The organism is Nonomuraea sp. NPDC049784 (genome assembly GCF_040659615.1).
Taxonomy (GTDB): domain Bacteria; phylum Actinomycetota; class Actinomycetes; order Streptosporangiales; family Streptosporangiaceae; genus Nonomuraea.
Window position 1 is genome coordinate 1 of the sequence record NZ_JBFAMX010000004.1, and the last position, 19661, is coordinate 19661.

22 protein-coding genes are annotated in these 19661 nt (G+C 70.4%); 10 read left to right on the forward strand and 12 right to left on the reverse strand.

The annotated features are described in order from the left end of the window. From AB0J09_RS01660 to ychF, 5 genes are all read right to left on the reverse strand, one after another. Positions 1-3281 (reverse strand): TcpE family conjugal transfer membrane protein (locus AB0J09_RS01660; RefSeq protein ID WP_360683373.1); only part of this gene is annotated, 3281 nt, incomplete at its 3' end. A 55-nt stretch (positions 3282-3336) separates the two neighbouring features. After that, entirely contained in the window at positions 3337-3582 is a 246-nt protein-coding gene (locus AB0J09_RS01665) for a hypothetical protein (protein WP_360683643.1), read from the reverse strand. Between the two features lie 81 nt (positions 3583-3663). After that, positions 3664-4383 carry a conjugal transfer protein gene (locus AB0J09_RS01670; RefSeq protein WP_360683376.1) on the reverse strand — a complete coding sequence of 240 codons (720 nt, stop codon included), beginning with the start codon at positions 4381-4383 and terminating at the stop codon, positions 3664-3666. A 623-nt stretch (positions 4384-5006) separates the two neighbouring features. Further along, the gene (locus tag AB0J09_RS01675) at positions 5007-5306 is read right to left on the reverse strand and encodes a hypothetical protein (protein WP_360683379.1); all 300 of its coding nucleotides are present in this window, start codon (positions 5304-5306) and stop codon (positions 5007-5009) included. A gap of 231 nt (positions 5307-5537) precedes the next feature. Next, a complete protein-coding gene (ychF, locus tag AB0J09_RS01680; RefSeq protein ID WP_360683382.1) occupies positions 5538-6614 on the reverse strand; it encodes a redox-regulated ATPase YchF in 1077 nt (358 codons plus the stop codon). A gap of 70 nt (positions 6615-6684) precedes the next feature. Here ychF and AB0J09_RS01685 point away from each other — a divergent pair, with 70 nt between their 5' ends. Continuing rightward, positions 6685-7950, forward strand: coding sequence for a DNA recombination protein RmuC (locus AB0J09_RS01685; RefSeq protein WP_360683646.1), 1266 nt, complete (start codon positions 6685-6687; stop codon positions 7948-7950). A 16-nt stretch (positions 7951-7966) separates the two neighbouring features. Beyond that, entirely contained in the window at positions 7967-8473 is a 507-nt protein-coding gene (locus AB0J09_RS01690) for a DUF6542 domain-containing protein (protein WP_360683385.1), read from the forward strand. Here the strand turns inward: AB0J09_RS01690 and AB0J09_RS01695 are convergent. Then, positions 8470-9435 (reverse strand): 4-hydroxy-3-methylbut-2-enyl diphosphate reductase, encoded by a 966-nt coding sequence (locus AB0J09_RS01695; RefSeq protein ID WP_360683388.1) that lies wholly within the window; start codon positions 9433-9435, stop codon positions 8470-8472. The genes AB0J09_RS01690 and AB0J09_RS01695 overlap by 4 nt on opposite strands. Positions 9436-9535: 100 nt before the next feature. Here AB0J09_RS01695 and AB0J09_RS01700 point away from each other — a divergent pair, with 100 nt between their 5' ends. The 3 genes from AB0J09_RS01700 to AB0J09_RS01710 are packed head-to-tail and all read left to right on the forward strand — an operon-like array spanning position 9536 to position 11974. After that, complete coding sequence (locus tag AB0J09_RS01700) at positions 9536-10498, forward strand: hypothetical protein (protein ID WP_360683391.1); 963 nt, start codon at positions 9536-9538, stop codon at positions 10496-10498. A gap of 26 nt (positions 10499-10524) precedes the next feature. After that, positions 10525-11748 carry an exodeoxyribonuclease VII large subunit gene (gene xseA, locus AB0J09_RS01705; RefSeq protein WP_360683394.1) on the forward strand — a complete coding sequence of 408 codons (1224 nt, stop codon included), beginning with the start codon at positions 10525-10527 and terminating at the stop codon, positions 11746-11748. Between the two features lie 25 nt (positions 11749-11773). Then, positions 11774-11974 carry a hypothetical protein gene (locus AB0J09_RS01710; protein WP_360683396.1) on the forward strand — a complete coding sequence of 67 codons (201 nt, stop codon included), beginning with the start codon at positions 11774-11776 and terminating at the stop codon, positions 11972-11974. Here the strand turns inward: AB0J09_RS01710 and AB0J09_RS01715 are convergent. Further along, complete coding sequence (locus AB0J09_RS01715; protein WP_360683399.1) at positions 11964-12587, reverse strand: TetR/AcrR family transcriptional regulator; 624 nt, start codon at positions 12585-12587, stop codon at positions 11964-11966. The genes AB0J09_RS01710 and AB0J09_RS01715 overlap by 11 nt on opposite strands. Positions 12588-12670: 83 nt before the next feature. Between AB0J09_RS01715 and AB0J09_RS01720 the strand changes: the two genes are divergently transcribed. Next, the gene (locus AB0J09_RS01720) at positions 12671-13084 is read left to right on the forward strand and encodes a nitroreductase family deazaflavin-dependent oxidoreductase (protein WP_360683402.1); all 414 of its coding nucleotides are present in this window, start codon (positions 12671-12673) and stop codon (positions 13082-13084) included. Between the two features lie 144 nt (positions 13085-13228). Here the strand turns inward: AB0J09_RS01720 and AB0J09_RS01725 are convergent, their stop codons facing one another. From AB0J09_RS01725 to AB0J09_RS01735, 3 genes are read right to left on the reverse strand one after another with little or no spacing between them, the layout of a single operon-like run. Further along, positions 13229-13498: an exodeoxyribonuclease VII small subunit gene (locus tag AB0J09_RS01725; RefSeq protein WP_360683405.1), complete on the reverse strand. Its 270-nt coding sequence runs from the start codon at positions 13496-13498 to the stop codon at positions 13229-13231. A 34-nt stretch (positions 13499-13532) separates the two neighbouring features. Next, a complete protein-coding gene (locus AB0J09_RS01730) occupies positions 13533-14063 on the reverse strand; it encodes a DUF4245 domain-containing protein (RefSeq protein WP_360683408.1) in 531 nt (176 codons plus the stop codon). Positions 14064-14074: 11 nt separating this feature from the next. Continuing rightward, positions 14075-14683 (reverse strand): TetR/AcrR family transcriptional regulator, encoded by a 609-nt coding sequence (locus tag AB0J09_RS01735; RefSeq protein ID WP_360683411.1) that lies wholly within the window; start codon positions 14681-14683, stop codon positions 14075-14077. Between the two features lie 233 nt (positions 14684-14916). Here AB0J09_RS01735 and glpX point away from each other — a divergent pair, with 233 nt between their 5' ends. Continuing rightward, positions 14917-15951: a class II fructose-bisphosphatase gene (gene glpX, locus AB0J09_RS01740; RefSeq protein WP_360683414.1), complete on the forward strand. Its 1035-nt coding sequence runs from the start codon at positions 14917-14919 to the stop codon at positions 15949-15951. Between the two features lie 109 nt (positions 15952-16060). On the opposite strand, the gene AB0J09_RS01745 is transcribed toward glpX, so the two are convergent. Both AB0J09_RS01745 and AB0J09_RS01750 read right to left on the reverse strand, forming a co-directional pair. Further along, the gene (locus AB0J09_RS01745) at positions 16061-16711 is read right to left on the reverse strand and encodes a DUF1707 domain-containing protein (protein ID WP_360683417.1); all 651 of its coding nucleotides are present in this window, start codon (positions 16709-16711) and stop codon (positions 16061-16063) included. 53 nt (positions 16712-16764) lie between these two features. Beyond that, complete coding sequence (locus tag AB0J09_RS01750; RefSeq protein WP_360683420.1) at positions 16765-17316, reverse strand: TetR/AcrR family transcriptional regulator; 552 nt, start codon at positions 17314-17316, stop codon at positions 16765-16767. 74 nt (positions 17317-17390) lie between these two features. On the opposite strand from AB0J09_RS01750, the gene AB0J09_RS01755 reads away from it, so the two are divergent. From AB0J09_RS01755 to AB0J09_RS01765, 3 genes are read left to right on the forward strand one after another with little or no spacing between them, the layout of a single operon-like run. Then, the gene (locus AB0J09_RS01755) at positions 17391-18098 is read left to right on the forward strand and encodes an SDR family oxidoreductase (RefSeq protein ID WP_360683423.1); all 708 of its coding nucleotides are present in this window, start codon (positions 17391-17393) and stop codon (positions 18096-18098) included. Next, positions 18095-18892 (forward strand): SDR family NAD(P)-dependent oxidoreductase, encoded by a 798-nt coding sequence (locus AB0J09_RS01760; protein WP_360683426.1) that lies wholly within the window; start codon positions 18095-18097, stop codon positions 18890-18892. The genes AB0J09_RS01755 and AB0J09_RS01760 overlap by 4 nt, the downstream gene beginning before the upstream one ends. A gap of 53 nt (positions 18893-18945) precedes the next feature. After that, positions 18946-19638 carry a DUF998 domain-containing protein gene (locus AB0J09_RS01765; RefSeq protein WP_360683428.1) on the forward strand — a complete coding sequence of 231 codons (693 nt, stop codon included), beginning with the start codon at positions 18946-18948 and terminating at the stop codon, positions 19636-19638. Positions 19639-19661: the final 23 nt, after the last annotated feature.

Below are 19661 nucleotides of genomic sequence, written 5' to 3' on the forward strand. Positions count from 1 at the left end.
TGCCCGGGGTCGACGACCTCCGCGCCGTCGGGCGCCAGGCCGTCCTCCCAGGGGACCCTGACGATGGCCCGGCACCTGCCCCTGGCCACCGACTCCGCCTGCTCGACGTCGGCCATCGAGCGCCTGCTCACGCCATTGACCACCATGACCGCACGCCTGCGCAGGTCCGCACAGCCGTGCCCGTCGAGCCACTCGTACGTCATCGCCACCGCCTCGGACGCCTCCTCGCTCGCGGGGACCACAAGGACGAGCTGGTCCGCGTACGGCAGGACCCTGGCCGCCAGCGCGGGAGCCGGGTCGATGACGGCGAGCTTGTAGTGGCGGTCGAGCAGACGCATGGACTCGCCCAGCCGATGGTCGGAGAAGAACGACCGGTCCGCCAGCCGCTGCTCGGCACCCGCGTCGGTGTCCGCGCTGATCACCTCGAGCCCCGAGGCGGTCCGCGTCGTGTACCCACGCATGGTGAGATACCCGCTGACGCGGTCGAGCCCGGACAGCAGCGAGGTGAGGGTTTCGGGCGTCTCCGGCTGGATCTTGCTGGTCAGGGTGCTGCCGCCGGTGTTGGCGTCGACGGCCACCACCCTGTCGTCGCGGTATGTGGCGAAGGTGTGGCCGAGCATGAGCGCCGTGGTGCTCTGGCCCGCGCCGCCGGTGCAGCCCAGGACCACGATCCTGCGGCTGCCGCTGAACACGCCCCTGGCCCTGGCCTCGTCGATCTCGGACCCGTCGGTCCGCACCCCGCCCCCGCCGACGACCACCTGAGCGATCCTCCGCCACCCGCCGGAGTCGCGTCCCACCACGGACTCGACCCGCCGCACCCGACCCTCACCGGGCCGGGGCACAGGCACAGGCGCAACAAGCCCACCGGCGCCGTCACGAGCCGCCACACCCCGATCACCACCGGAACCGGCCGCCGGCTCCACCCGCTCGCCACCGCCACCCGCCGCCGGCCCACGCCGCCCGGCGCCACTACCGGCCGCTGGTGCACGCCGGTCAGCGTCGGGCGCAGACACACGCTCATCGCCACCGGAAACCGCTGCCGCACCCCGGCCGGCGCCGGTGCTGGGTGCTGGTGCGACACGCTTGCCGCTCGTATCCGTCCTCGGCGCGCCACGGCCACCCGTGGCGGCCTGCATGGCGCCGAGACGCCCGTCCATACCCGGCCCCTGCGCCGCGGGCCGCGCGTCCGGCACATCGCCGAGCGTCGGTGCGACTCGCTCTCCGTGCACCACGGGCCGATCCGGCCGCTCCCCGCGCGCAGCGGGCTTCCGCACATCGGCATCGCCCGGCACCTCGGCGGGCTTCCGCACGTCAGCGTCACCCGACACCTCGGCGGCCGCTTCGGCGTCCACATCACCCGCTGGCTCGGCGATCCCTTGGGAGGCGGCACTATCGGGCACCGCGGCAATGCCCTGCGGGACGCCTCTCCCCGGCACGTCATGCGCGGCCGCCTCCGGCACGTCGGCCGACGGCCGCGCCACGCCCTCCGGCGCATCGCCCGGCCGCTCCGATTCGTCGCCGACGGCACCGGACCCGGGCGTATCCACGCCGCCTCGTGCGTCATCGGCCTTGCCATCCTGCTGCGGGCTGGCGGCGCCGATCGGGTCACCGACCACACCCAGAGCGCCCGACACGGTGCCGGACACGTCTGGCGCGTCGTCCTGCACATCCAGCGCGTCGCCCCGCCTGTCCGATGCGTCGGCCGCCGTGCCCGATGCGATACCCGACTGGGTCGGGTCCTGTGTGTCGGGCGAATCAAGGGCGGCGGGGGCGGCCTCCGTTCGAACGTGCTTGGGGGCGGCTGGGCGGGGCAGCGGCTTGGCGTTGGGGTTGAGTGGCGGCCAGACGCGCTTCGTGCCCGGCAGCACCATCGCCGGGCCCAGCCGGGGCGGCTGCCCCTTCCTGTGCTGGTCCCGCGCGACCTCGTCCTCGCGCCGCTCACCCTCCGCGGGGCCCGCCTGGTCCGGAGGGGCGTCGGCGCTCGCCGCGAGCCTCCTCAGCCGCCGCAACGCCTCGGTGTCGATGGGCTTGCCGGCGGCGGGATTGCGGCTCTCCCCCGTGTTGAGCGGCACGGCCGCCTCACGCGCGGTCGCCGCCTCATCGGGCGATCCATGTCCGAGTCCCTGTACGGTCTCCGCCCGGCCCGCGGCCTCCTGGCCCCGCGCACCGGCGACCCCGCCCCGCGCTCCGGCGGCCTCGCCCCGTACCTCAGCGAGCCCGTCCTGCGCTCCGGCGACCCCGCCCCGCGTACCGGCGGCCTCGCCCCGAACCTTGGCGCCGGCCTCCCGGCCCCGCGCCTCGACGGCGGGCTCCTGCGCCGCGACATCGGCCCGGGCAGCGGGGGCGGCATCCCGCGGGCCGCCACGCTCCTGAGGGGCCGCCTCGCCTCTTCCGCCACGCTGCCGAGTGGCGGACTCTCCGCGTCCACCGCGCTCCCGTAGGGCGGCCTCTCCCGCACCCCCACGCTCCCGGACGGGAGTCTCCCTCGCACCCCCACGCTCGCGGACGGGGGTCTCCGTCGCACCACCACGCTCCCGGAAGGCCGCGCCCGTCGTGCCGCCGCGCTCCACCGTGACGGCTTCCGTCGCCGGACTCTCGTGGGTCGCGACCAGCGGCGTCTCCTCGCGGCGTCCAGAGCCGCCTGGAAGGGCCTCCTCGCGCCGCAACGCACCCGCCTTGGACCCTGGTGCCGGGGGCGGCGCCGCCTGGCGTGTCCGGGCCTTGAGAGCGGGCGCCGTGCCACGGCGGGTGCCCCAGCGGCCGGTGGTCGGCTCCGCCACGCGAGCCTGGGAGGCGGCGGCAGCCGCGGCCGCGACCGCGGGGCGGACCTGGCGGGGACCGGCGATGCGCTGGCCCTCGCGCCGCCGCTGCGGCTGGCGGGCCTTGCGGGGCGCCTTCGACTTGGCCCTGGCGGGCACGGTGCGCCAGACGCGGGCGGAGAACGTGATCGTCTCGGGCTCCGACATGGGCGCGAGGCGGTACCACGCCTTCGGCTGACCCAGGTAGCGGAGCTGGGACTCGAGGAGCTCGGTGAGCCGCTTGCCCTCGATGACGGGACGGGTGGACAACCACGTCACGATCCCCGGCGGCACGAGGAACAGCACATGCCAGGGCATCTCCACCGGCACGCCCACCAGGACCAGCAGGAGCGACCACGGGACGAACACGCCGACGAACACGCCGATCCAGACGATCGGCAGCGGCATCGGCAGCCGTAGGTCGTACAGCTTGTAGAGCCGCTTCTCGATCCGCCAGATGTTCGTATACGTGGGCAGGTCCACGTCGGTCCTCCTCTCCACCCGCTCGTTCATGACCGCCGGGGAGCGGTCTCAACCCTCACTTGATGCCCAGTGCGCCCGCGATCGCCTTGGCCGTCACTTCGATGATGTTGGGAACGTAGAAGATCACGCCGATGGCCACAGCCAGTATGAGGAACTGCACGAATCGCGTGATCTCGCGGGTGAAGAGGAAGAAGAGCGCGACCACGGAGACGACGACGAGGAACAAGGGAGCGAAGAACCCGCGCAGCATGTCGGCGAGCCCTCCGGTGTCCAGGCCGGTCGGCGCCGGCGACGGCGACATCTCGATCAAGGCGAGCACTACGGTCTTCAAGGTCACTTCTTGTCCTCCCGGGGGGTATCGATCAGCAGCGCGGCCGTGCCTCTATCCAACGACCCGACCGGCGCCGCGGATGTCGGCGACGAACCACTTGTCGCCCTGCTTCTCGACGGTCAGCCGGTAGGCCATCTCGAGCGTGCCTCCCACTGCTGCCGGATCGGTGGCATCGGGGGTGGCGGGCGTCTCGTTGCTCGGCACGACCCACACCACGACCGCCTGGATCTCTCGTGTGGCACCCCCCACAGGCACCACGACCTTCTTCAGCTCCTTGAACGTGAACGTGCCGCCGAAGCTCGGCAGGGTCTCGCCGGCGGCGACATAGCGCTGCAGGCCGGCGGTGTCACCGAGGGCGTAGTCGGTGAAGAAGCCCTTCAGCTGCTCCTTGAGCTCGCTCGCGGTCGCCTCGTCGGTCTCCGGCGCGGCCAGTTGCGGCACGTCGGCCGGGCCGGGAGCGGGCAGGACCGCGGGGCGGCCGACGACCGCGAACCTGCCGCCGCCGTCGGCGCCCGAGTAGTAGACCGGGACGGACAGCATCAGCCTGCGCGGGCCTGACTGGAAGGCCACGCTCACCACCGCGTTGTGGGCGTCGCTCGCCTCGATGTCGTACGGCTGGATGGCGACGGCCGCGAGCTTGCCGTAGCCGTCCCATCCCATTTGCGGGTCCATGCCCTCTGCGAGGAACGCGGCGAGCTTGCGCGACCTGCTGGCCGCGTCTTCCGGACTGAAATTGAGATAGACCCCCGCGAACTGGGCGGCGAAAGCCATGCCCCGGTCGGCGGGAAATCCATGATGAGCAGGGGTAACGGCATTGGGCGTCGCACTCTCTTGCTGGGTAAATCGCTCAAATGGGGCACGAACCCCATTCACTGCGATAACCACAATAAGCGCCCAGAGAACGATGCGGCCGACCCATACCAGCCACCGTCCGCCGCCGCCCGACCAGCCGCCGCGCCGCGGCCTGCTGGGCGACGGCGCGTCGAAGTCAGCTGTGTCGAGGCGCGCGGAAAGCTCGGGGTCGCCAGCGATCCGAGGATCGTGCTGGACGGTAGACCTACGAGCCATCACGCCTCCGCTCGCGCCGATCCCCCCGGCTGGCGCGGTGTCGTCCGTTGCCGATCCCCATCATCCGCGGTGAAGTAGTCACCCTATCCGGTCTCCGCCATTCTTCCAGGAAAGCCACGCCCATGCTGCGGCATGACCGACCTGACGGCAAACCGGATCGGACGCCAGGCGTCATTGCCGATTCCTGTCAGTTCCCAGTGGAATCGGCTTTTGACCAGGCCAGACGCCTAAAATCGCATAGCGCGACAGTCACGGATACCTGTCCAACAGGGATGGACTCTCGCGACCTGCGGATTTGGTATGGATCGCAAGGCGGCCCCGGCCCGTCAGGCGGGCTCCGGGTCCTGTGTGGGCCGCGACTGCCGCCGGCTGTGCAGGTCCACGACCGTCGGCTGCACCGCCCGCTCCAGAGAGCCGCGCAGGTCGGCCAGCATCGCGGCGGCATCACGTTCACGAATGCGCGTCGCCATCTCGTTGCGCTCGTCGACCTTCCTGCGGAGGTACGCCTCGCGGTTGACGCGCAGGCCGTACATGAGCTCGACCCTGATCAGGGCCAGCTCCTCCTCAAGGCTGATGCCCGCGAGCGTGGGCGCCGGACGTCGTTTCCGGATGATGCGACGGATCATTGAGGGCCTCCCGAGTCAGCGTGAACGCCGTGACGATTCGACGCGCGGGGTCCCAAAGTGGTTGACGCATCAGTTTTCCCGGCATCAGACGTCATACCGACTCCCGGGATCAGACGCCTGAGGGGGCTTCACCGCCGTCCACCGTCGGTAACTTAGCGTAGCGAATGACAGCGCTACGTGATTGGACCCGAGGGAATGTGGGAACGGCGAGCCCCACTCCGGCTGCTGCGCTCAGACGTTGAAGCGGAACTCCACCACGTCGCCGTCCTGCATGACGTAGTCCTTGCCCTCGACGCGCGCCTTGCCCGCCGCGCGGGCGCTGGCGATGGAGCCCGTCTCGACCAGGTCGTCGAAGGAGACGACTTCGGCCTTGATGAAGCCGCGCTGGAAGTCGGTGTGGATCACACCGGCCGCCTCAGGCGCGGTGGCGCCCTTGCGAATCGTCCAGGCCCTGCTCTCCTTCGGCCCGGCCGTCAGGTACGTCTGCAGGCCGAGCGTGTCGAAGCCGATCCTGGCGAGCTGCCGCAGCCCCGACTCCTCCTGGCCGACGGACTGGAGCAGCTCCAGCGCCTCCTCCTCGTCGAGCTCGACGAGCTCCGACTCGATCTTGGCGTCCATGAAGACCGCCTCGGCGGGCGCGACCAGCGTGGACAGCTGCTCCCTGAGCGCGGTGTCGGTCAGCTCGTCGGCGTCGAGGTTGAACACGTACAGGAACGGCTTGGCCGTCAGCAGATGCAGGTCGCGCATCTCCTCGCGGTCGAGGCCGCTCTCGAAGATGGTCTTGCCGGTCTCCAGCACGCTCAGGGCGGCCTCCGCGGCCTCCAGCGCGACCTTCTTGTCCTTGTTGTTGCGCGCCTCCTTCTGCAGGCGCGGGATGGCCTTCTCGACCGTCTGCAGGTCAGCCATGATCAACTCGGTGTTGATGGTCTCGATGTCGCGCTTGGGAGCGATCTCGCCGTCGACGTGCGTGACGTCGGGGTCGCTGAAGACCCGGACCACCTGGCAGATCGCGTCGGTCTCGCGGATGTTGGCGAGGAACTGGTTGCCCCGGCCCTGCCCCTCGGAAGCACCCTTGACCAGGCCCGCCACGTCGAGGAACTCGACCTTGGCGGGCAGGATGCGGGCCGAGTTGAAGATCTCGGCCAGCTTGGGCAGGCGGTCGTCGGGCACGCCCACGATGCCCACGTTCGGCTCGATGGTGGCGAACGGGTAGTTCGCGGCGAGCGCGTTGCCGGACTTCGTCAGCGCGTTGAAAAGCGTGGACTTGCCGACGTTGGGCAGACCGACGATACCGATAGAGAGACTCACGGGGCTCAAGTTTACGTGCTGAGCGTAACGAGCGTGTCGGGCGGGAACGGGGCGCCGGAGTCCTGCAATCATCGATCGAGTGGACATCGTCTCGCTTCTCGTAGGTCTGGCCGCCGGTCTCCTCATCGGGTTCCTGGTGGCCAGGACGCGGGCGGCGGTGCGGGTGGCCGAGGCCGACGCGCGGGCCAAGTCGGCCGCCGACAAGCTGGTCTACGTCGAGGAGCAGCTCGCCGAGCGTTTCCAGGCCCTGTCCACTCGCGCACTCGACGTCAACAACGTGCGATTCCTCGAGCTGGCCGAGACCAGGCTGGCGGCCACCCGAGCCGAGGCCGCGGGCGATCTCGAGCAGCGCAAGCAGGCCGTCGAGCATCTGGTGGAGCCGCTGAAGGACGCGCTGGCGCGGGTCGAGTCCCAGCTGCGCGACACCGAGTCCGGCCAGCGTGCGGCCCGTGCCGAGCTGGCCAAGCAGATGGAGTTCGTACGGCAGAGCCACGAGCAGCTGCGTTCGCAGACCACCGCCCTCGTCAGGGCCCTGCAACGGCCGGAGGCGCGCGGCAGGTGGGGCGAGCTCCAGTTGCGCAGGGTCGCCGAGATCGCCGGCATGCAGCGCCACTGCGATTTCGACGAGCAGGTCACGGAGGGCTCCATGCGCCCCGACATGGTCGTCAGGCTCGCCGGGGGCAAGAACATCGTGGTCGACTCCAAAGTCTCGCTGGCGGCCTATCTGGAGGCCGCTGAGGCGTCCGACGAGTCCCTCGCCTCGGTCAGGCTCGACGCCCACGCCAGGCACGTGCGCGAGCACATCGACCGGCTGGCGGCCAAGGCCTATTGGCAGGGGTTCAACCCGTCGCCGGAGTTCGTGGTGCTGTTCATCCCCGGCGAGGCGTTCCTGGCCCCAGCGCTCGAACGCGATCCCGGGCTGCTGGAATACGCCATGACGCGGCGGGTCCACATCGCCACGCCGACGACGTTGATCACGATGCTGCGCACCGCGCACTACGCCTGGCAGCAGGCCGCGCTGAGCGAGAACGCGCGGGCGGTGTTCGAGCTGGGCAAGGAGCTGTACGAGCGGCTGTCCTCCCTGGGCAGGAACGTCGACTCGCTCGGGAGGGCACTGACGCGGGCCGTGGAGGCGTACAACAAATCGGTCGGATCGCTCGAAAGCCGCGTCCTGGTCACCGCGCGCAAACTGCACGATCTGGGCGTCGTGGACCGTGATCTCGACTCGCCCGAGATGCTCGAAGACCTGCCCAGACCCCTGGCATCCCCGGAACTGCTGGAAACCTCGCCTCTGCTTTCGCACTCCAACGGTAAGTTGGCCAACGGGTCGCAATAAATGGGGGTGGGGAGCATTGGGTGAGAAGAGGCGTTCCGCGGTCAGGCTGACCGCTCGCGGCGCCATCGCGCTCGCCCTGGTCTCCACCTTGGCGGGCTACGTGCTGACAGCGCTGCTCGACATCCAGTACGTCGTGGGCGGGGCCTTCGTGCTGTCGAGCCTGCTCGGCGTGCTCCTGGTCAACCGGCGCGAGCTGCTGTCGCTGGTGGTGACGCCGCCGCTGGTGTTCTTCTGCGCCACGCTCTTCGTGGAGCTCGGGCGCGCGTTCGGCTCGGTGTCGATCGTGCAGTCGCTGGCGCTGGGCCTCTACACGTCGCTGACCAGCGGCGCGCCGTGGCTGTTCGCGGGCTCGGCCATCGTGCTGGGGGTCGCCTGGCGGCGCGGGCTGCGCGACAACGTACGCGACCTCCGGGAAGAGCTGAAGGCGGGCGCGGAGGTGCCGCGCCCGCGTCAGACGTTCGTGCCGGAGCCGGAGGGCTACTTCGAGCCCAAGGTGTACGGGAGCCCGCGCGGCGACGACTAGGACACTCGCAGGTCCTTGCGCAGCTCGTGGGGCAGGGCGAAGCGCATGCTCTCCTGCACCGACTCGACCTCCGTCACATCGTCGAACCCGTGCTGGGCCAGCCGCGCCAGCACCTCCTCGACCAGCTCTTCCGGGACGGACGCGCCGCTGGTGACGCCGACCGTGGTGACGCCTTCGAGCCACTCGTCGCGGATGAAGGCGGCGTTGTCGACCAGGTACGACGCCTCCGCGCCGTAGTCCTTGGCCACCTCGACCAGGCGCTTGGAGTTGGAGGAGTTTTCCGAGCCGACCACGATGACGAGCTGCGCCTCGGCGGCGATCTCCTTGACCGCCACCTGCCGGTTTTGCGTGGCGTAGCAGATGTCGTCGCTGGGCGGGTCGATCAGCGTGGGGAAGCGCTCCTTGAGCCGGGTCACCGTCTCGGTGGTCTCGTCGACCGACAACGTGGTCTGCGACAGCCACACCAGCTTGCTCGGGTCCTTCACCTGCACTCTGTCGACCGAGTCGAGCCCGTCCACGAGCTGGATGTGGTCAGGGGCCTCGCCCGAGGTGCCCTCGACCTCCTCGTGGCCCTCGTGCCCGATCAGGAGGATGTCGTAGTCCTGGCTCGCGAAACGCTTGGCCTCGTTGTGCACCTTGGTGACCAGCGGGCAGGTGGCGTCGATGGTGCGCAGCCCGCGCTGCTCGGCCTCCTGGTGCACGGCCGGAGAAACGCCGTGGGCCGAGAACACCACGATCTCGCCCTCTGGCACCTCATCGGTCTCGTCGACGAAGATGGCGCCCCTGGCTTCGAGCGTCTTGACGACGTGGGTGTTGTGGACGATCTGCTTACGTACGTAGATCGGCGCGCCATACTGCTCCAGGGCTTTCTCGACCGCTACCACGGCTCGATCGACTCCGGCGCAGTAGCCGCGCGGCTTGGCTACGAGTACTCGGCGGGAAGTAGGGGTCTGGGGCTCCATACTTTCTATGCTACGTGGAGCGGCCATCAGGCCCGCGCGTGCGTGGTTGCCCGCGGTTTGCCAGACTAGCCGTCCAATACTGACCTCCCAGGGAGACGTCATGTCCCTCAGCGACGTGATACGCAACATCGCTAAGACCGTCACCAACAAGGATGAGCTGAAGGAAAAGGCCAAGGACCTTCCGCTCCTCGTCATCCAGACCACGCTCAGCGCGGCCGGGCAGGCACTGCTGGTCGTGGACCGGGTGAAGAACTCCATCAAGAGCCTGGGCAACAAGGAGGAGCGCGAAGAGGAGGAGGCGTACGAGTCGCGTACCCCCGCCGCCGACCAGGTGGCCGCCGCTCCGGCAGCCGAGCAGGACAAGCCCGCCCGCAAGGAGCCGGTGATCTTCGCGCCGCGCCCCGGCTCGGCCGAGCCCAACGGCGTCGCCAAGACCAAGCCCGACCCAGTCATCTTCACCCCGGCCGGCAAGTCCGAGTCCGCGGCCACCGCCAACCCCGAGACCCCCGCAGCTCCCAAGCCCGCCGGCGTGGAGGAGCCCGCGGCCGCCGCCGAGCCCAAGGCCACCGTCGTGGAGGAGGCCGCCGCCGAACCCGAGGCCGCCTCCGCCCCCACGACCGCCGCCGAGCCCGCCGTCGCGGAGGAGCCCGCCGAGGTCGAGGCGAAGGCCGCCGTGGTGGAGGAGCCCGCGGTCGCGGAGAAGCCCGCCGAGGTCGAGGCGAAGGCCGCCGTCGTGGAGGAGACCCCCGCGGCCAAGCCGAAGGCCACCCGCAGGACCAAGAAGCCCGCCGCGGCCAAGAAGCCGGCCGAGGAGCCCGTCGCCGCGCCCGAGCCCGCGGCCGCCGCCGAGCCGGCCTCCGCAGGCACCCCCGCCCCCGGGGACCTGGCCGAGCCGCTGCCCGGCTACTCCGAGCTGACCGTCGCGTCCCTGCGCGCCAGGATGCGGGGCAAGACCGCCGAGCAGATCGGCGACTTCCTCACCTTCGAGAAGGCCACGAAGGCGCGGCCCGAGGTGATCAAGATGTTCGAGAACCGCCTGGCGAAGCTGCAGGCCGGGGAATAGTCGCACCGACCCCGTAGTCTTCCGCCATGACCGAGAAGACCTCACCCGAGTCTCCCCTGCCGATCCGCACGGTCCTTCAGATGGTGGGCGGTTGGATCGGCAGACTCGGCACGGTCTGGGTCGAGGGCCAGATCACCGACCTCAGCGCGCGTGGTGGCACGGTGTTCATGACGCTGCGCGACCCGGTCGCCAACGTGTCGGCCAAGGTCACCACCCCGCGCGGCGTCTACGAGGCCGCCGTGCCGCGGCCGGCCGACGGCGCCAGGGTCGTGATGCAGGTCAAGCCCGACTTCTGGGTCAACAGAGGCTCGTTCGCCTTCACCGCGCTGGAGATCCGCCCGGTCGGTGTGGGCGAGCTGCTGGCCAGGCTGGAGCGGCTCAGGCAGCTGCTGGCGACCGAGGGGCTGTTCAACGCCGACAGGAAGCGGCGGCTGCCGTTCCTGCCAGGCACAATCGGGCTCATCTGCGGCCGCGACTCCGCGGCCGAACGCGACGTGCTGGAAAACTCCCGCAGGCGCTGGCCCGCCGTGCGGTTCAAGGTCGAGGAGGTGGCCGTCCAGGGCCCATACGCGGTGGGCGAGGTGACCGAGGCGCTGCGCAAGCTCGACGCCGACTCCTCGGTCGACGTGATCGTCATCGCCCGCGGCGGCGGCTCGCTGGAGGACCTCCTGCCGTTCTCCGACGAGACGCTCGTACGCTCGGTGGCCGCCTGCCGCACCCCCGTGGTGAGCGCCATCGGCCACGAGCAGGACAGCCCGCTGCTCGACCTGGTGGCCGACGTGCGCGCCTCCACTCCCACAGACGCCGCCAAGAAGGTCGTGCCCGACGTCGGCGAGCAGCTCACGCTGGTGCGCCAGCTCCGCGACCGGGGCCGCAGAGTGATGAGCGGCTGGCTCGACCGGGAGATGTCCTGGCTCACATCGGTGCGCTCGCGGCCCTCGCTGGCCGACCCGGTGCGCGAGCTGGAGCGCCATGCCGAGCAGGTCGAGTCGCTGCGCGACCGGGCCAGGCGCTCGCTGTCCGGCTCGCTCGACCGGGCCTCCGACGACCTCACCCACCTGCGTGCCCGCCTGATCGCGCTGTCCCCGGCGGCCACGCTGGAGCGCGGCTACGCCATCGTCCAGCACCCCTCGGGCGAGGTGGTGCGCCTGGCCAAGGACGTCTCCCCCGGCTCCCTGCTGACGATCCGCCTGAGCGACGACCGGCTGACCGTGCGCGCGGAGGACACCGGCCAATCCGAGGACACCTGAGCGATCCGGGGTCTACGTTCGGCACATGAGAGGACTCGCGCAGGTCGCCCAGCATGCCGGCGACCTCGAGGGGGACGTGGCCCGGCTGCGCTCCCACGGCGTCGCGATCGTGGAGGAGCCGCACCTGGTCTTCGCCGCCGACGGCACGTTCGGCACGCCGGGGAGGGAGATCCGCATGGCCGCGTTCAGGGATTCTGAGGGCAACCTGCTCTGCCTCATGACCTAGCAGCCCCGTCGTGGCCGCGCATGACGGTCTCGGCCAGCCACGCCAGCCTCGACTTGATCTCCTCGGGGGTCATGCCGCGCTCCTCCTGCTGGAAGGCGATCAGGCAGGCGTTGGCCTGCGCGAGGAGGGCGTCGGCCAGGTAGGTGGCGTCGGCGCGCGGGCAGGCCTGGGCGATCAGGGTGGCCAGGTGGACATGGTGCACCTGGTACGGCCCGCCGAACCTCTGCGCCTTGTCCCCCTTGTCCAGCAGCATGAAGAGTCCCTGTTGCGCCATGATGCGGTCGACCAGCGCGTACACGAACGCCGTGATCCGCTCGGCGGCGGGGGCGCCGGGGCCGAGTGGCGGCGGCCCGGACAGGAAGGCGGCCTGGAAGCGCCGCTCCCGCTCGTCGATCAGCGCGTAGACGAGCCCGGCCCGGTCGCCGAAGCGGCGGTAGACGGTGCCGACTCCGACGCCTGCGCCCCTGGCCACCTCGTCGAGTGAGAGCTCGTCGGCGCCGTGCTCGGCGATCATCCGGGTCGCGACCTCAACGATCTTCTGCCGGTTTCGCGCGGCGTCGGCCCGCTCCGGCTGGGGTTGCCCGACGACGGGCAGCAATCGACGTCCGCACACGGGTGGAGCATATCGCTGGCAACCGGAGAGCTCTCCGGTTAAGCTCCGAACCGGAGAGTTCTCCGATCTGACGGGAGTCGGCAATGCCCAGCGAGTTCAACCAGCAGACCATCGACGAGTTCCGCGCCAACGAGGGGCGGGTCGGCGGCATGTTCGAGGGCCGTCCCCTGGTGCTGCTCACGACCACGGGAGCCAAGAGCGGCAAGCCGTCGACCACGCCGATGTTGTACCTGGCCGACGGCGACCGCTACATCGTCATCGCCTCGAACGCCGGCCGGGACCACCACCCTTCCTGGTATCACAACCTGCGCGCCACGCCTGAGGCGACGGCCGAGGTGGGGACGGAGACGTTCGAGATCAAGGCCGTGGTCGTGGAGGGCACGGAACGAGACCAGCTCTATGCGCGGATGGCGGAGCAGTGGCCGGGGTTCCGCGATTACGAGGCCCAGACAAGTCGCCGCATCCCCGTACTGGCGCTCTACCGCACGGCTGCCTGACCTCCGCGTGACCGCCGGCCCTGCATGAGCCGCCGTCGAGCGCCGTCATGAGAACGCAAGAAGGCGGAGCGCCGCCGGAAGGGCGGGTCGTCAGAAGGGCGCATTCATCGGGAGGGCGAGGCTCGTGAAGAGGGGCGGGACCGCTCAGAACGGCGCGTCGTCGGCGTGGCCCGCTGTGGGCTCGGAGCGGCGCGCCATGGCGGCGGCGAGCTTGACCCTGGCCCCCTGCAGCCATTCCTCGCAGACCGCCGCCAGTTTCTCGCCGCGCTCCCACAGCTCGATGGACTGCTCCAGGGTGAGCCCGCCGGTCTCCAGCCGCCGCACCACGTCGGTCAGCTCCTCGCGCGCCTGCTCGTATGAGGGTGCCTTCTCTTCTGCTGCCACGAGCACCACCCTAGACGCGCCGGCCGACATCCGCAGAGCAGGCGCAGGTGAAGCGCCGGAGCGGTCAGCCCTTGGGGCGCTGCTGCAGGACGGATGCCAGCTCGGCCAGCTCCGGCCAGTCGGCCGTACCGGTGATCACGAGGGTCACCTCGGGCAGGACGCGGACCAGCGAGCGCTGCTTCTTGTCCTCGCGGAAGCGCTGCTCCCACGTCACGCCGCCGACCTGCTGCGTGCCGACGGCCTTGTCGGAGCTGGCCATGCGGCCGGCGAACCCGGCCGCCGGCTGCTCGTCGCTCTGCACGAACATCGCGTGCTGGCGCTTGGCGGTGGCGTAGCCGAGGTAGAGGACCTGCGCGCCGTTCTCACCCTTGGCGATCTTGTTGCTGTTGGGTACCCAGCCCTGCGGGTCCTGCCGCGGGGCCCACACGCCGTACGGCACCGAGTGGCCGAAGTTGGCGACGGTGATCGAGTAGTCGAGCCGCGGAATGTGCTCCTCGCGGCTCTGCGGGGTGACGAGCAGGAACAGTCCGGCCGCCGCGAGGCAGACGAACAGCGCTACCGCGTAGCCGTAGAAACCTGTGGTGAACCGTCGCACAGTTGGCGAGGTTACCCGCTGGTGGGGGTGGTCGCCGAAGTGGCCGGTCGGATCTGGCCGATGATGGCGAGCACCTCCTCGGCCAGAGCGCGGTCGCCCGTACGCACCACCTCGGACACAGCCGCGGCCAGGGCGCCCGTGACCACCACGACCAGCGCGCCCTCGTCCTCGAACAGCGCCGCGTTGAGCTGCGCCCACTTAAGCAACCTGTCGCGCATGACCACGTCGAAGCCGGGCGGCCCGTCGCCGCGCAGGAACAGGTCGGCCAGCTCGCGCTCCTCCAGACAACCCTCGAGATAGGCACGGGCGGCGCTGATGAACACGCGCATCGGGTCGGTCTCGCCGGCGGCGCGAGCCGCACGGGCGGCCTGCTTCGTCCGCTGCGTCTGCCTGCCCTGGAACTCCTCGAACAGCGTGAGGTAGAGATCGGCCTTGCCGGAGAAGTGGTGGTACAGGCTGCCCACGCTGGCGTCGGCCCTGGCCACCACGTCGGTCACGCCCGCTTCGGCGAACCCCTTGGAGGCGAAGACTTCCCTCGCGGCGGCGAGAAGCGAGCTACGCGTGGCCGCGCCGCGCTCGGATATGCGCGGCTGGACGGCCATGTTCTCCACATCGCTCATTCAGGTCTCCTCCATGGCGGGGCGCCATGCTCCATGGTGGAGGCAAGATCCTTCACGTGCACACGGTATGGCGCAAAATCCGTTCCCCGTTATGACAGGGCAATCCAGTCGAAGCTTACCGAGGCCGTCCCGCGTTACTAATCCGCCCGAGTCTGGGCAGATTATCCGCCTCTGGGCGGGAATAGAGGGGCAACTACGATCGACGTAGATTCCCCACGAGGAGGCTGCTCATCATGTCCGATCAGACATCCGTACCGCCCGCGCTCGCCACGGGTGAGCATGCCCCTGACCGCAACCTGGCGTTGGAACTGGTCCGGGTCACGGAGGCGGCCGCGATGGCGGCGGCCAGGTGGGTCGGCCGGGGCGACAAGAACGGCGCCGACGGCGCCGCGGTGAACGCCATGCGACAGCTGATCAACACGGTCTCCATGAACGGCGTTGTGGTCATCGGCGAGGGTGAGAAGGACCATGCCCCCATGCTGTTCAACGGCGAGCAGGTGGGCGACGGCAGCGGCCCCGACTGTGACGTGGCCGTGGACCCCATCGACGGCACCAGGCTGACCGCGTTGGGCATGCCGGACGCGGTGTCGGTGATCGCGGTGAGCGAGCGCGGCTCGATGTACGACCCGTCGGCCGTGTTCTACATGGAGAAGCTGGTCACCGGCCCTGAGGCCGCCGACGTGGTCGACATCGAGGCCCCCGTCTCCGCGAACATCAACGCGGTAGCCAGGGCCAAGCACTGCTCGCCCTACGACGTGACAGTGGTCGTGCTCGACCGGCCCAGGCACGAGCGGCTGGTCAAGGAGATCAGGGAGACGGGCGCGCGGATCAAGTTCATCACCGATGGCGACGTGGCCGGCGCGATCATGGCGGCCCGTACGGGCACCGGCATCGACCTGATGCTGGGCATCGGCGGCACGCCGGAGGGCATCGTGGCCGCGTGCGCACTCAAGTGCCTGGGCGGCGTGATCCAGGGCAAGCTCTGGCCGCGCGACGACGCCGAGCGCCGCAAGGCCCTGGACGCCGGGCACGACCTCAACCAGGTGCTCACCACGAACGACCTGGTCAGGTCCGACGACGTGTTCTTCGCGGCGACCGGCATCACGCACGGCGAGCTCATGCAGGGCGTACGGTTCCGCGCGGGCTCGGCGGTGACCGAGTCGCTGGTGATGCGCGGCCGGTCGGGAACGATCCGCAAGATCGAGAGCGAGCACCAGCTCTGGAAACTGCGGGCATACAGCGCGATCAACTTCGACACCACGGGCTGAGCGCACCCACCGCGAATCAGCGACCACCTCCATGTACGGATGGGGCTGGGCGCGCCGACCAGCGCCGTCGCGCTCCGCCCGGCCCGACGCAGTCGCGGCCGAGGCGCCGTCAGCGGCGGCGCTTGCGCCGTGGGGGCTCCTTGACCTTGACATCGCCCACGAAGTTCGTAGTGCGCACCTCGACCACGGGCGCGCCGGGGTCGGTCGGCTGCTTGGTCAGGCGGACCGTCTTGCCCTTGGCGACCCTGATCACCTCGAGCCCTTCCGGCACCTGGATCTCCAGCCCGCCGAAAACGAGGGTGGCGTTGATGATGACCTGCCGGTTCTGCAGGATCGCGTCGCGGAAGTCCAGCTTGGTGGTGCCGAACATGGCTGTCACGTCCAGCTCGGCCGGCACGACCCAGCGCCCGCCGCGCTGCTCCTGCTTGAAGATGGCCGACACGGGGCGGCCGTCCAGGTTGAGCGGCTGCTGGTCGGCGGGCAGCAGGTCGGTGGTGAGCTCGGCCAGCTGGCCGAGCGTGCGCGCGGAGTAGAGCACCCCCAGCCGCTCCTCCAGCTCGTCGAGGGTGAGCCGGCCGTCGGCGTGCGCGTCCTGGAGCACCTGGGCGATGCGCTCACGGTCGGCGTCGGACGCGCGGAGCTCATGGGGTGGCGGCACGTCGTTCGCCGCCTGCGGTCGCCGGGCCGCCACAAACTCCTCGGCCAGCCGCTCTCCGACTTCCTGCAGCTTCGGCAGCCACGATCCCGCGCGTTCGTTCACAATCCGACGATAACCGGCGCCCGCGATAATCGCTCGCGCCGAACGGACCCGCATCAGCGGATTCGCGCCAGAAGTCCGGCAATCTCCTCCGCCAACTCCGAGTTCACCTCGGCGTGGCGATTGAGCAGCCGGTACCACATCACGCCGAACACGAGATCGACGGCCAGGTCCAGGTCCACGTCATCCGGTACGGCGCCACGCTCCAGCACCGAGCGCAGGGCGGCGCGGCGCGGAGCGATGATCTTCGCCCGCAGCTCGCCGGCCAGCCCGGGATCTGCCTGAGCGTCCGCCATCAGCCCCACGACCACCTGCCCCGCGACCCCCTGCGCCAGCGCGAACGTCTGCTCCAGGAACGTCACGAGATCGGCCCGCGCGTCCCCTGTGTCCGGCAACGCCGGGACCTCCTCGGCCAGGACGTCCGTCAGGCCCTCGAGCAGGACCTGCGCCTTGGTCTGCCACCAGCGGTAAACGGTCTGCCTGCCGCTGCCGGCCGCCTGGGCGATGCCCTTCATCGTGACGTTCTGGTATCCGTCGCGGGCGCACAGGTCGAGCGCCGCCCTGAGGATCGCCTTCCTGGCCACTTCGCTGCGTGGTCTGCCAACCATGGCGCTCACTTTACAAGACACCATGCCTCGTTTATATTCGAGGCAGGATGTCTCGAATTGAAAGGGATCCAGAGATGCGAGTAGTGATCGTCGGCGGCACGTCCGGCATCGGCCTGGCGACGGCGGCCCGGCTGGCCGCGGGTGGCGCGGAGGTGTTCGTCACGGGCCGCTCGGAAGAGCGACTGCAGGCGGCGTTGAAGCAGCTCGGCGACCAGGCGAGCGGCGAGGTCCTCGACGCCCGGGACACCGGCGCGATGCGGGCGCTGTTCGAGAGGCTCGGCAGCGTCGATCATGTGATCATCACCGTCACGGGCCGTGGCGGCGCGGGGCCGCTGAGCTCGCTGACCAGCGAGACGCTGACCGGCGCGGTGCAGAACAAGCTGGTCCCGCAGTTCCTGACCGCGCAGGCCGCGCTGGGCGCGCTGAGCCCCGGGGGTTCGATCACCTTCGTGACGGCGGCGTCGGCCGGCGCGGCCTTCCCCGGCGCGTCCCTTCTGGCGGCCGTGAACGGGGCGATCGAGGCCGCGGTTCCCAGCCTGGCGGTCGAGCTGGCGCCCATCAGGGTGAACGCGGTCTCCCCCGGCGTGATCGACACCGACTGGTGGTCGGGGCTGGGGGACGAGGCGCGGGCCGCGTTCCTGGAGGGCACCGCCGCGAGCCTGCCGGTCGGGCGCGTCGGCACGCCCGAGGACGTGGCCACCTCGATCGAGTACGTGGTACGCAACTCGTTCGTGACCGGGACCGTGCTGACCGTGGACGGAGGAGGGAAGCTCAAGGCATGAGGACGATCCTGATCACCGGGGCCACCGACGGCCTCGGCAGGGAGCTGGCCCGCAGGCTCGTGGCGGCGGGCGACCTCGTGATCGTGCACGGCCGCGACCCCGAGCGGGTCGACCGTGTGCGAGAGCGGGCGGGCGGCCGGACCGAGGGCATCGTGGCCGACCTGGCCGAGCTGCGACAGGTCGAGCGGATGGCGGCGGAGGTGCTCGACCGGTTCGACCGGCTCGACGTCCTGGTCAACAACGCCGGGGTCGGGGGCGGCAAGCCGTTCTCCGGCCGCGCGGAGAGCGCCGACGGCATCGAGCTCCGTCTCGCGGTCAACTACCTGGCCGGATACCACCTGACGCGGCGGCTGGCGCCGCTGCTGGTGTCCTCGGCGCCAGCACGGGTGGTGAACGTGGCCTCCGTGGGGCAGCAGGCCATCGACTTCGACGACCCGATGCTGACCAAGGGGTACGGCCGGATGCGTGCCTACGCGCAGAGCAAGCTGGCGCAGATCATGTTCACGTTCGACCTGGCGGAGGAGCTGTCGGGCAAGGGCGTGACGGTCAACGCGCTGCATCCGGCGACGTTCATGAACACCTCGATGGTGCGCGAGGCGCTGGTGCCGCCGATCAGCAGCGTCGGCCAGGGCGCGGCGGCCACGCTCCGGCTGATCGACGGGCTCGACGGGGTGACGGGGCGCTACTTCGACCAGGACCGGGAGAGCCGGGCGAACGCCCAGGCGTACGACCTGGAGGCGAGGAAGCGGCTGCGCGACCTCAGCGACGACCTCATCCGGCGTACGCTCGCCTGAGAGGAATCTCCGCACGCTCCTCTCCGTTGATCTCGGAAAAGGGAGGTGTGTGCGTGCATCAACCGGCGCGATGGGGTCTCGGCGCGGCAGGCGCGGGCATAGCGATGATCGTGGTCCTCGAGCTGGCCAGCATCGACGAGATGAACCCGCTCAAGCGGACCATCAGCGAGCACGGCCTCGGCCCCGACGGGTGGATCTTCGGGTTGGCGGTGGGCCTGCTCGCGGCCGGATCGGCGGCCATCGGGGTGTCGCTGGCACGCAAGAGGCTGGCCGGGATCTTCGGCACCATCGCGCTCATGGGGTGGAGCGTCGGGCTGTTCATGACGGCGTGGTTCGAGAAGAACGACTGGTCGGTGGGGCCGAGCCTGCACGGGAGCATCCACCGGATGGGCAGCTTCATCGCCTTCCTCAGCCTGCCGCTGGCCGCCGTGATCATCGCCAGGCCCTGGCGGCACCGGGAGCGGTCGAGGGCCACGCTGGTGGCCTTCGGGCTCGGGATCTGCTCGGTGCTGTGGGTCGTGGGCATCGCCGCGGTCATGCTGATCGGGGCGCGCGATGGGATGCCGTGGTGGCGCGTCATGCCGCTCGGGCTCGTGGAGCGTGGCCTGGCCGTCACGGAGGTGGCCGCCCTCCTCGCGCTCGGCGTGTGGGCGGCCAGGCGGCTGGGCACGACGGAGGAGCCCGATCAGCTCGGCGAGGCCGCGGTTGCCGGGGTGGCGGAACGGAGTGGCGGGCCGCTAACCTGACCCCGGCTCACGTTTGATTTCCC